Genomic DNA, 11,229 nt, shown 5'->3' with positions numbered 1-11,229 from the left:
ATATGCTATTTGTTACGATACCGTTCTTAGTTTTCTTTCTCATCCTTTTTTCGGTTTACTGGATCCTGCCCGTTCGATGGCGCTTCGGCGGGCTTCTGATCGCCTCACTGGTTTTCTACGGAACATGGAGCATTCCGTTCACCATTCACCTGCTTTTCATCATCGCTCTGAATCACGCCGTCATCGAAGTATGGCGGCTCTGGCCGAAGAAGTGGCTTTTTTATTCTCTACAGATTGTTAACGTTCTCAACATCTCGCTTTTTAAATACTATTATTTCTTTTTTGATATTGTCGGCCGCCTGTTCGGAATCGACGGCCTGACCAGCCCGAATCTGCGACTGGCCGATCGACTCGAAGGCGCAGAGATTCTGCTGCCGCTCGGTATCAGTTTTTACACGTTTCAGATCATGTCGTACGGCATCGACATCTATCGTGGAACCTATACGCAGAGACATCGTTTTGTCGACGTTCTGCTTTATATTCTCTTCTTTCCGCAACTGATTGCCGGTCCGATCATGCGCGGAACGGAGCTTCTGCCGCAACTGCAGAGCATAAAAGAAAAGACCGTTCCCGATCTTGATACATTCCGGCGCGCCGTCTGGCTTCTTGTGGCCGGTATTTTTAAGAAGCTCTTGATCGCCGACCGCCTGGCTCCTGTCGTCGCTCCGTTTATGGGAGGCGATCTTTCGCAGATCTCGGCTCCGATGATCTGGCTGTATTCCTTTATGACGACGGCGATGCTCTATGCGGATTTCTCGGCCTATACCGATCTTGCACGCGGCATGGGATTGCTTCTTGGCTTTGATATACCGATAAACTTTCGCGCTCCTTTCCTGATGGTTTCGATGTCGGATTTCTGGCGACGCTGGCACCTGACGTTCAGCGGCTGGATTCGAGACTATATCTATATACCGCTTGGCGGCTCTCGTGTTCCCGAGATGCGCAACTACATGAACCTGATCATCACGTTCTTTATAGGCGGTCTCTGGCACGGGGCATCGTATAACTTCGTCACCTGGGGATTCCTGATCGGCCTCATCCTATCGCTCGAAGGATTCTCGTTTCGCCGTGGATGGAAAGAATGGCCCGATACATGGCCGGCTCGTATTCCGCGACTTGTGATTTCCTGGTTTCTGCTTCTATCGACGGCCGTTTTCTTCTTCTCGCCGAGCTTCGAGCGTTCTCTCGATCTGCTCTCGCACATGTTCTCGTTTCAGTTCGAGCAGAAGGCTCCTGTAGAAACCGGACTGATCCTGTACGGCCTTGTGGCGGTCTTTTTCTTTCAGGCGATCGAACAGTGGCCTGAGCGATTTAAAGAGCTTCGCAAATACGATCGCTGGCTGCTGCCTCTCTGCGTCGTTCTCGTCTTCGCACTCGTCTTGCAATATTCGGGACAGGGCCGCGATTTCTTCTACTTCCAGTTCTGAGGATACGATATGGAATTCCTGCGACGTCCTTTTCTGTGGTTATCCGTTCTGCTTTTTCCCTTACTCTATGGCCTCGATAAAGTATTCCTGCTGCCCTCCGTGCGCGATCATTTCGTGCAACCGGGCGGCATGATGTATTACAGGCAGCGCACCGAGCAGCTTGATCTGCTAAAAGAGCATCTGCAGCGAATCGGCGATTCTTCGCAGACGGTGATCGTACTCGGCGATTCCCGATCGTTCGGTATCGGTCGCCATGTGGCCATGTTTGCCGGTTATAAGAATCCCGACATCTGGAATTTCGCCGGACCACAGGCCGTTCCTGCCTATCATGATTATCTCATCGAGAAGATCCTCGCGATGCCGAACGCTCCGAAGCACTTCATCATCGGTCTCTCGCCCGACGGCCTTGCCCGCAATGCCGGCATATTCGGATCGCCCGTTCTCGTCTATGCGGTCGACGAACGCTTTATCGAAGAGAATCGAACGATGATACCGCAGCGCGATATGGACATCTATACGCGATCGCGTCGATTCGCTTTGCAGGGCATGCAGTTCTCGTTTGGAACGCTTTTTTCGCGCATCCAGGGATCGCTCACGCAGCCCGATCTTGATAAACAGCTTTCTTCGCTTGGAGTACGCGAAGACCAGTTCAGTCAGGATCAGCTGGTGATGTTGCGTCAGCTGGCGACGGTGCGCCATGAAGACCTCAAATATTATAACTACTATAAGTCGCCGCACCGCACGATTCTGAACGCCACAGGCGGCGCTCAGCTGGCATGGTGGGGACGCATGTCCGATGAAAAGCTGAAAGCCGAAACCGACCAGCTTGTTTCGCTGTATCTGCAGCGTTTCGTCGTCTCGCAGGAGCAGATGTTCTTTCTCGAAAGGGCGATGAAGCGCATCAAGCAGGCCGGAGGAACGGCCGTCGTATTCTGGCCGGCCGTCAATCCGCATCTGCGCAAGGTTTACGAAGAGGAGCCGGCCATCTCGCAGATCTGGACGCGGGCCGTTCAGATAGCCGAAGAGAACGACATCAAGACGATTAACTTTAACGAGCCCGGTCGCATGACCTGTCAGGATTATTACGATGCAAGCCACCTGTCTGTGACCTGCTTCCCTGCCATCACGACGACGCTACTGGAGACGTTGCTCGGGCGCAGGCCCGAGCGTCCGGCAGGGCCGATTCCTTTTCTGTGAGTCCGTAATCAACGGTGCCTGAAGTCGTCCGGGAGGCTTCCGGGACGACTCTCAGTGACGCTTCTCAGTTGATACCGTCCACCTCGCGCACCTGTTTCAGGATGTTCAGGATGTCGTTGTGCAGCAATCCGTTTGAAGCGACAACGTCGCCGGTGCTGACGTCATAGATGCGGCCCTGAAAATCAGACAGGCGCCCGCCCGCCTCACGCAGTATCACGCTCGCTGCGCACGTATCCCAGGGATGCACGTTGCGTTCCCACATGCCGTCAAAGCGACCTTCGGCGATCCAGCAGAGGTCAAGCACGGCCGATCCTGTTTTACGCAGACCGGCGCCGGCCGAGAGAATGGCCGACATATCGCCGATCAGCTCGGTGATGATGCCGCGCCGCTGATAGGGAAGCCCCGATGCCACAAGGGCCGTATCAAGGCTGGCCGTACCCGAGGCCTCGATGGGGTGGTCGTTCTTGAACGATCCGTCGCCGAAGATCGCCCGGTAGGTCTCTTTAAACGTCGGCACATAGACGACGCCGGCGACGGGATGCTCGCGAAAGGTTAACCCAACCGAGATGCAGTAAAGCGGATTTCCGTGAATATAGTTACGGGAGCCGTCGAGAGCGTCGATCCACCAGTGAAAGTCGGAATCCTCTCCCTGATCGCCGGCAAGCTCCGACGAGAAGCGATCGTCGGGAAAGCTGCCCGTCAGCGCATGCAGAATAGGACGCTCCGCATGTTCGTCGACGTTCGCGAGGATCTCTTTAAACGGAAGGGCGTTCCGGTTCGCGACGACCTCCTTCTGATACTCGACGATGTTCTCGCCGATGGCCGGCAGAACGCCGAGCAGAAACTGCATGCGCTTCTGCACTTCATCAAGAGGAAACTCTGCGGGAATCGAATGGATCATCGTGCCGCCTTTGTCGCACAGGCCTCGGCCGCAATCCGCGCACAGAGCAGCTTCCAGATAGGAAGCAGGTCGAGGGCGGTGGCCGCTCCGCCTGTTACGGAATCGGTAACGTTCATAATTGAAGGAAGCACCTGTTGCGTCTTCTCGATAAACGGACGCAGGTTGTTTCGCGTCTGGTCGAGGATCTGGTCGAGGCTCTGGCTCAGCGTCTGCAGGATGCCCTTCGCCGTTTCAAGCGACTCGCCCTGAGCGAACTGTCCGAAGCGTTTCTCGGCCTCGCTTCCCGTCGACGCAAGAAGGGAAGACATCCAGTTTCCCGACGCCTGCGCAAGGTTATCCGTAAAGGGCAGGGCGACCTCGACGGCGGCGAAGTAGATCAGCGCCTCCTGTCCGGCCTTTGTCGAAAGGAAGGATTTCACGCGATCGACCGGCGATCCGTCATAGAGCGAGGCGATGATATACGCAAGAGCCAGCGCCTTCACGCCTGCATCGGCGGCCTGCTGCGGATCGGCCTCGAACGTACGCTCCCGATCCTTATTCTTGATGGCATCGACGGAATTCTTGATGCCGGTGTAGATACCGAGCCCGCCGTCGACGCGATCGAGGGCTATGCCGGTCTTTACGACCTTCAAGACGCCGTCGTCTCGTTCGGCGATCTGCTCGGCGCGGCGAAGCAGCTCTTCGTCGGCGTCGGGATTCATACGACGCACCGCTCCGTCTATGTCGCGATACGAATCGAAGTTCGGAGCAAAGGGCAGGTTATTCAGGATGGTGCGGCAGACGCGCACCGACAGATCTTCGTCGGCATATTCCACAAGCACGTCGTTGACCGGATTCTTGCTCACTCCCATCTCTTTGCGGATTTTCGTGCGCATCGTCGAATGATCGACGGCTTCTTTCTCTTCGCCCGCTTCGAGGCGCAGCAGGAACTCCTTGCGAATCAGAACCGCATGAATGATAGAAACGATCCACAGGCCCAGGAGGCCGAACATCGCACCGTCAAACCAATCCGGCCGACTTTCCTGATCTGGGTATTTATCGACGAGAATAAACAGCCCGACGATGCCTGCCAGGTAGACGACCGAGGCAAGCAGATGCGTGATCTTCTTCACGCGAAGAAACGTATACAGGAATGCCAGGAATGACGTGAACCCAAATGGAACAAGCGTCAGCAGAATGTACCAGCTCTGAAGAAGCTCCCAGCCCGTGCCCTTGCGCGTAATACTCATGAGCGGCTCTCCCGATTGCGCTCAGAAACAAGCTCATTCAAATGCCAGAAATCCCAGAGAACGCCAAGAAAAAGAAGGCCGAAAGTACACATATAGAGGATGCCTGTACCGATTCTTCCCAGGTAAAGGCGATGAATTCCGAAAGTGCCCAGATAGGTCAGAAGAAGCCAGGAGATAGTGTAGTTGTAAGGTCCTGGTTCATAGCGGCGCTCTGCCTCTTTTTCCATAGAAGGGATCAGAAAGAGATCGATAATCCAGCCGATACCGAAGAGGCCCAGGGTGAAGAAGTAGATGGTGCCTGAAACCGGCTTGCCATAGTAGAAGCGGTGGGCGCCGAGAAATCCGAAGATCCAGACAAGGTAGCCAATAGACTTGCTGTGTGTGTCCTGCATGGGCCCAGGATGCACGGCACAGTGTCATCCGACAAGCATTTTAGGGGGTTAAGGGGCGATTGGGCAGGAATACGTGCGAGGCAAAGGAATCGGCGAATGTCGGGCGGTGGGAGCGGAGCAGATGTTGTCAGCAGCGTCAACGGGAAGATCGGAGTGGTACGATGGGGCGTAAACGGGAGAAGAAGATGCCGGTGTCGGGCTGACGGGAAACGAATCTGCCAGTGTTGGACGGGAGTATTTGTCTGGCAGTGGGGCGGACGGGAATACTGGTCTGCCAGCGTCGGGCGTCGGTGTACTGATATGCTAACGTCGGGCGCAATGTGACATAACGCGCGCGGGGAGGCCGAGGCTTTGTTGTATTGAAACGGTCAGTAGAGTGCGAACTTCCATGCTCAGTCGTTTTAACATTGAGTCTTCAGGTTTTTATCGGAACAGAAACGGGCTTGCCGAGCTGATTGAGCTTGTTCAACAACCGGCTTCTCAAGAGAACTTCGGCTTGCTGGTTTGGGAAATTACGAGCGGCCATCCTTTCTCCGAATACTGTTTTGTAACGAAAGAAAGTCATTTCTACGAGTGATCGCTTATGATAGTCGCTTTCCTCCTTCCATGCTGCTCGGGTCTTCTCTCTCACAGCCCTGATAGTATCATCCCTCTGCCAGGATATCTTGAACCTTTCCGCATTTGAATACTTTTCATCGAGCGTCACTGCATGTTCGCGGGGTGGAACGATCACATTGATTCCGTTGATGCGGGCGGTATTGTAAACAGCATGAGTATCATAGGCTCCGTCGCCCCTGAACGACTTTATTTTCACGCCTGACGAAATCAAATCTCGCATCGCCTTTACCGCTTCTTTGCTGTCGCCGCTATCCTCATTATTGCTTGTTAACTCGGCATAAACTATCTCGCCGGAATTAACGTCGATTCCGATATGCAGTTTTCGCCACGTACGACGTTTTGAGGGACCATGCTTTCTGGTCATCCATTCACCGTCGCCATAGACTTTCAGCCCCGTCGAATCCATAACCAGATCCACGCCTTTTTTCATAGCCTTTGAGGCATTGATCGGCTTCATCTTGATCCCCGCCTGTCTTCTGCAAACCTGTGAATAATCGGGCACTTGCAGATCCAGCTTTAGCATCGTGAATAGCGACCTTACAAAACCGGTGGTCTGGCGAAGAGGGAATTTGAACAGGCCCCGGAGAGTCAGCATGAACTCAATTGCCTGGTCCGAATAAACAGGCTGATGGCCGCGTCCTCTATGACGGTATTCCGCTGCCCAGGTCGTGCTGATATCATCTGAGATCCATACGGTCAGGCTTCCCCGGTTCACGAGGGCCTGGTTATATTCCCGCCAGTTCTTTACACGATAACGTGTTTTCTCTTTTGCTTCGGTCTGTGTTTCAGCTTTTTTCCGGGCCATGCGTTCAGTTTATACGACTCATTGCAGGGTACAAGCATTTTCAGTACAACAAAGCCAAGGCCGATTCGCGTTAGTCGAAAGCTCAGACCTCCGGCGTCCACCCCTCCCGTTAAGAATCAGACACTCGCTTCCAAGCGCAGCGTAGCGAGGAGGCCGAAGCGAAGCGGAGCTCGAAGCAGCCCGATCGCCCCGATGCCTGTATAACCACTACTGGCCTTTGCTATGGGCGATGCGCCCCAATCCCGTCACACCCGCACCCACCTGAGAGCGGAGCGTGCCGGGCCAGGTGCTCTCCCGTCTAACCAAAGCCGGCTGCATCGTTCCCTCCCGACAGCGGAGCAGGACGCGGAGCGCCCCGCTTGGCGTATGGAGTGCGCCACGCGGGGAAGAGGGAGGGAACGATGCGGCCTTAGAGCCCAGGCGTCTCTGAAACCACACCCGCCTCGATCAGCAGATTGAGGTTGCTGTAGCTGAAGGTCAGTATGGCGCCGAGTACGAGCACGACGACAAGCACGAGGGCGGTTAAATACAGGAAGTTGCGCATCATGCGAAACGAGAGAAAGGCCAGGGCCGTGCCCCACGATCCGTCTTCGCCGCGAAGCAGGGCGACTTTATGATACGAGTTCACGTAATAGATGGCGAGCAGCACGAGGCCTGGAATTAAAACGAAGGCGAAGTATTCGGCGAAGTGAATCTGAAGCTGAAAGAACGGAAGCAATACGACGTTGGTGATAAGGGCGCCGACGGCGGCGATAAAAAAGAGATCGGTGGCAGCGGGAGCGACACGATCGCGTATGGCGCGACGCACGTTAAGCGGATCACGTCGCAGATACGTAAGAAAGTCTTTCTCGTCGACTTTCAGCGTCGATGCCATCCATCCGGCGGTGCACAGAAAGAGCAGGGCGCTTTTGATGACAAACGGCCCGAAGAATAAAAGCTGCTGCACGGCGCTTGTCATGCCGAGCGGAGGCTCTTTCGGCGAGAGCAGCAGCGACAGAAGCAGAAAGAACGATACGGGCAGGAAGACCATGCGCTTCATGCGCGAATAGAACCAGCGCTTTGTGATACCGGCGACGGCGGTGAGAAGCGTGAATACAAGAAGAAAGCCGAAGGCGGCGGCGAGTACGAGATTCTGCGTGAAGTCGCGGTGTACGTGATCGAAAAGACGTTCGGGACGGGAGTCGCTTTCGACGAGAGAGTCCTGCAGCTCATCGAGAAAGGTGCCCTCCGTTCTGAGGATCTCAAAGAAGCCGGGCTCGAAGTCGATGCGCAGAGGCTGTTCTTCAAGGCCGGTGCGCTGTACGCCCCAGAAGCCGGTCCATCCGCTGAGCAGGTAGGCGAAGATAAGGGAGAACAGAACGAGGTCAAACCGTCTCATTTCAAACCCGTATGTCAGACGTCGATCTGAGGGCAACCGTTATTCAAGAAACCCTGTTGACCGCAGAGTCGCATCTGTGAAGCTCGGCCGGGTGATACCGTCCGGATACCTGCTGGAATTATTTATTGCCGCCCGCTATCTGCGCGGGCAGAGTCGCCTTGCTCTGTTCAGCCTGGGCACGCGTCTCTCCTTCATCTTCATGGCGCTGATGGTTCTCATCATGGTCGTCGTGCTCTCGGTGTTCACGGGCTTTCAGACCGAGGTGCGTTCGTCTCTCTGGAATTCAGGCTATCATATTACGCTCACTCGATCGATGACGGGCGCCACCTTCAACGACTACAACGAGATCACGAACATATTGAAAGAAGATCCGGCGCTGAAAGGGGACATACGCTCGGTCTTCCCGAGCATCACGGCGAACGGTCTGCTTGAGAATCAGGGACGCTTTGACGGTAAGGGGCTGCGCGCCATCCCCGTGAAAAGCGAGCAGCTGCAGAGCGGCCAGCTCGACGACTTTCCTCCGCTTGTGCATTACGATCAGCGCCTGCTCGATCATATGAACGACGGCAACATGGTTATCGTCGGTCGCGAGATGGCCCGCTACTACGGATGGAACGTCGGCGATACGATTACGGTCTTTCTTCCGGCCGGCGGCGTGCTTACGCGCGGATTGCAGATCAAGCGCGCCGATCTGACGATCGCCGGTTACTTTCGCACGGGATTCTACGAATTCGATCAGAATCTCATGTTCGTTTCGTTAGTCACCGCACAGCGCATGCTTGATATGAACGGACGCACCTCCGAGATCATTATTCAGCTCAAGGATCTCTCGCGTCTCGACTCCACGAAAAGCATGATCCGCGATAGTATTCCGGGCAACCGCTTCGACTACAGCATGCGCACGATTAAAGACGAGAAGGGCACGTTTCTGGCCGCCCTGCAACTCGAGAAGACGATGATGATGATCATCCTCGGCCTGCTCATCGTCGCCGGAATCGCCGGCATCTGGGTAACGTCGTATCTGCTTGTAAAATCCAAAAGCCGCTCGATCGGTATGCTGCGTGCGATGGGCATGTCGATGCGCTCGGTGCTTATCATCTTCACCGGCCATTCGATGCTCATCGGCTTTTTAAGCGCCTCGATCGGCGGAGCGCTGGGCATCTTTCTATCAAAGCATCTGGAGCGCACGATTCAGCTTGTCGAAGACCTTGCCGATCAACTGTGCCATCTTTATTCCAATCAGTGCGCCCCGGTGCATCTGATTCCGCGGCAGATCTACTATTTCGATCATCTTCCCGTCAACACCGACATCAGCTTCATCTTCGGCATCGCCATGGTAACGCTGATCCTGTCGGGCTTCGCCGGATACTTCCCGGCGCGACAGGCGGCGAAGCTTGATCCGGTGCAGACGATCCGCAACGACTGAGGCATATATGAACGTGAATACGGTACCCGGTAACACCGCCGCCGATCAGGCGGAAGAAGAAGAGATCGTCATCCGCGTGCGCGATCTTTCGCGTCACTACGCCTCTGAAGGGGAGCGCGTCGACGTTCTGCGCGATCTGAATATGGATGTGGCTCGCGGCGCCATCCTCTCCGTTGAAGGAGCAAGCGGCGCCGGTAAGAGTACCTTCCTGCATCTGCTCGGCGCCATCGATCATCCGAGCTCGGGCTCGCTTGAGGTTTTCGGCCATGATCTGACCGAACTGTCCGAGGCCGACATCGAGCGCTTTCGCTCGACGACCGTCGGCTTCATCTTTCAGCACCATTATCTTCTGCCCGACTTCACCGTGCTTGAAAACGTGATGATGCCTCTGTGGATTCTGCGCGGCTCCGTTCCCGATATGCGAGCAAAGGCCATCGCCATGCTTGAGCGCGTCGGACTCGGTCATCGCCTGAATCATTATCCGTCGCAGATCTCGGGCGGCGAGATGGCGCGAGCCGGCGTCGCCCGGGCCCTTGTCGGCGATAAGCCTCTGATTCTCGCCGATGAGCCGACGGGTAACCTCGATCGCACGAACTCCGAGAAGTTAGCCGATCTGCTCTGGGAGTTACAGTCCGAGATCGGTTTCAATCTCATCATCGTCACGCATGACATGGAGCTGGCGCGCCGCGTTCCGCATCGCCATGCGCTCCGAAACGGAAAGCTGGAACGTATCGCATAGTATGCGCTGCGGTCATTGCGGCCAGGTTCTGAGAGTCTTCCGGCTGAATCCCGAGAAGGCGAGGGTGGAGCCCTACTGCGAGCACTGTCGCATCTACTTCGAAACGGCGCCTGATCCGCTTGCGCTTCGCTGCTCGGGTTGCGGGCTGGATTTTGCGACGATTCGCTTCTCGGAGCGTCTTGGCTGTTCCCGCTGCTACGATACCTTTCGCGATTCGCTTTTAGAGATGATCACAAAAGAGCGAGGACGCAAGCCCCCCTTATTTGAACGCCCTGCACCGTCGCGGGCGGCGATGGCCCGGCATCGACTGCTGCATGATGTGTTAACGACAGCATCCGAGCGCGCAGAGCTGAATCCTTCTTCAACGGTTGATAACGGCGACAGGAGCGAGCCACAGCCTGCATCGCCGGGCGCAGGCGAGCCTGCCTCTTGTGAACCCGAGGCGGGGGAGCTGGTGGTGCGCATCCGTGTAGCCCGCAATCTGCCCGATGTTCCGTATCTCAGCCGACTGCCTGATCCTGAGCGGCGGCTTTTACAGGAGTTTCTTCTGGCCGACGGCAGTTCGGTCGTCCGCTTTTTTGAGGAGCGTTCGCCGGCGTATGCAACCGTGCGTCAGGGGGCGAGGCGAATCTCAGCGGACGGCAGCTTTGAGATCCGGGCCGACGACGAGGACCATCTGCGCCTGGCCTTTTTTCTGCGCCTGCCCGTTGCTGAGGCCAACGCAAATCCTGCATCGGAATCACAACAGGGCGAGCCGGCACTGCGAGAGGAGCAGATTCTCAAGCAGATCGGACGGTTCGAAGAGCAGGTGCTTGCGACGCTCGCCGCCCTTGACGAGCATCTGTGGTTTCAGGCGCATCCGCTTTTCGGATTTCTGACGGCCTGTCCGTCCAATGCGGGTAACGGGATGCGGATGAGTCTGCGTTTCCGCCGTCAGTCTGATCCGGCGATCTGGCTGGCCGAGCTGGCCGCACTGCGTCGTGGCGGCCTCTCTGTTCGTGGTTCGGCGGGCGAGGGCTCTGCCATCGAGAGCAGCGCCACCGTCCTTCTGCCCGTCCGGGATTCGGGTGCTCTGCGCCGGATCGTTCGACTGTTCCTGCGCACGCTCTGATGGCGC

Annotated in this window: 10 protein-coding genes; 5 read left to right on the top strand and 5 right to left on the bottom strand. The window is 56.1% G+C overall.

Annotated features, from left to right (window positions below):
• Nucleotides 1–2: 2 nt before the first annotated feature.
• A complete protein-coding gene (locus LEPIL_RS00435; protein ID WP_002768862.1) occupies nt 3–1,427 on the top strand; it encodes an MBOAT family O-acyltransferase in 1,425 nt (474 codons plus the stop codon).
• Nucleotides 1,428–1,436: 9 nt separating this feature from the next.
• Nucleotides 1,437–2,624: a DUF1574 family protein gene (locus LEPIL_RS00430; RefSeq protein ID WP_002768860.1), complete on the top strand. Its 1,188-nt coding sequence runs from the start codon at nt 1,437–1,439 to the stop codon at nt 2,622–2,624.
• Between the two features lie 64 nt (nt 2,625–2,688).
• Here LEPIL_RS00430 and LEPIL_RS00425 read toward each other — a convergent pair whose 3' ends face one another.
• The 5 genes from LEPIL_RS00425 to LEPIL_RS00405 all read right to left on the bottom strand — a co-directional run bounded on the left by LEPIL_RS00425 (nt 2,689) and on the right by LEPIL_RS00405 (nt 7,947).
• Nucleotides 2,689–3,525 carry an inositol monophosphatase family protein gene (locus LEPIL_RS00425; protein WP_002768858.1) on the bottom strand — a complete coding sequence of 279 codons (837 nt, stop codon included), beginning with the start codon at nt 3,523–3,525 and terminating at the stop codon, nt 2,689–2,691.
• A complete protein-coding gene (locus LEPIL_RS00420) occupies nt 3,522–4,754 on the bottom strand; it encodes a hypothetical protein (protein ID WP_002768856.1) in 1,233 nt (410 codons plus the stop codon). The genes LEPIL_RS00425 and LEPIL_RS00420 overlap by 4 nt, the downstream gene beginning before the upstream one ends.
• Nucleotides 4,751–5,146, bottom strand: a complete 396-nt coding sequence (locus tag LEPIL_RS00415) for an NINE protein (protein WP_002768855.1) — start codon at nt 5,144–5,146, stop codon at nt 4,751–4,753. The genes LEPIL_RS00420 and LEPIL_RS00415 overlap by 4 nt, the downstream gene beginning before the upstream one ends.
• Nucleotides 5,147–5,561: 415 nt before the next feature.
• Nucleotides 5,562–6,569 carry an IS5-like element ISLil2 family transposase gene (locus LEPIL_RS00410; protein WP_002768854.1) on the bottom strand — a complete coding sequence of 336 codons (1,008 nt, stop codon included), beginning with the start codon at nt 6,567–6,569 and terminating at the stop codon, nt 5,562–5,564.
• Nucleotides 6,570–6,978: 409 nt separating this feature from the next.
• On the bottom strand, nt 6,979–7,947 hold the full coding sequence (locus LEPIL_RS00405; protein WP_002768852.1) for a hypothetical protein: 969 nt from the start codon (nt 7,945–7,947) through the stop codon (nt 6,979–6,981).
• Nucleotides 7,948–8,038: 91 nt separating this feature from the next.
• Between LEPIL_RS00405 and LEPIL_RS00400 the strand changes: the two genes are divergently transcribed.
• From LEPIL_RS00400 to LEPIL_RS00390, 3 genes are read left to right on the top strand one after another with little or no spacing between them, the layout of a single operon-like run.
• Nucleotides 8,039–9,373, top strand: a complete 1,335-nt coding sequence (locus LEPIL_RS00400; RefSeq protein WP_143464762.1) for an ABC transporter permease — start codon at nt 8,039–8,041, stop codon at nt 9,371–9,373.
• A 7-nt stretch (nt 9,374–9,380) separates the two neighbouring features.
• A complete protein-coding gene (locus tag LEPIL_RS00395) occupies nt 9,381–10,112 on the top strand; it encodes an ABC transporter ATP-binding protein (RefSeq protein WP_002768849.1) in 732 nt (243 codons plus the stop codon).
• On the top strand, nt 10,075–11,223 hold the full coding sequence (locus LEPIL_RS00390) for a hypothetical protein (protein WP_157135002.1): 1,149 nt from the start codon (nt 10,075–10,077) through the stop codon (nt 11,221–11,223). Before LEPIL_RS00395 ends, LEPIL_RS00390 begins: the two co-directional genes overlap by 38 nt.
• Nucleotides 11,224–11,229: the final 6 nt, after the last annotated feature.

This window comes from Leptonema illini DSM 21528, assembly GCF_000243335.1.
In the GTDB taxonomy this organism is placed as follows: domain Bacteria; phylum Spirochaetota; class Leptospiria; order Leptospirales; family Leptonemataceae; genus Leptonema; species Leptonema illini.
This window is presented reverse-complemented; position numbering and strand designations above follow the sequence as displayed.

Coding starts and splice junctions, on each gene's coding strand:
- LEPIL_RS00405 (WP_002768852.1), bottom strand. CDS start 7,947: ATGAGACGGTTTGACCTCGTTCTGTTCTCCCTTATCTTCGCCTACCTG.
- LEPIL_RS00435 (WP_002768862.1), top strand. CDS start 3: ATGCTATTTGTTACGATACCGTTCTTAGTTTTCTTTCTCATCCTTTTT.
- LEPIL_RS00430 (WP_002768860.1), top strand. CDS start 1,437: ATGGAATTCCTGCGACGTCCTTTTCTGTGGTTATCCGTTCTGCTTTTT.
- LEPIL_RS00415 (WP_002768855.1), bottom strand. CDS start 5,146: ATGCAGGACACACACAGCAAGTCTATTGGCTACCTTGTCTGGATCTTC.
- LEPIL_RS00395 (WP_002768849.1), top strand. CDS start 9,381: ATGAACGTGAATACGGTACCCGGTAACACCGCCGCCGATCAGGCGGAA.
- LEPIL_RS00420 (WP_002768856.1), bottom strand. CDS start 4,754: ATGAGTATTACGCGCAAGGGCACGGGCTGGGAGCTTCTTCAGAGCTGG.
- LEPIL_RS00425 (WP_002768858.1), bottom strand. CDS start 3,525: ATGATCCATTCGATTCCCGCAGAGTTTCCTCTTGATGAAGTGCAGAAG.
- LEPIL_RS00410 (WP_002768854.1), bottom strand. CDS start 6,569: ATGGCCCGGAAAAAAGCTGAAACACAGACCGAAGCAAAAGAGAAAACA.
- LEPIL_RS00390 (WP_157135002.1), top strand. CDS start 10,075: ATGCGCTCCGAAACGGAAAGCTGGAACGTATCGCATAGTATGCGCTGC.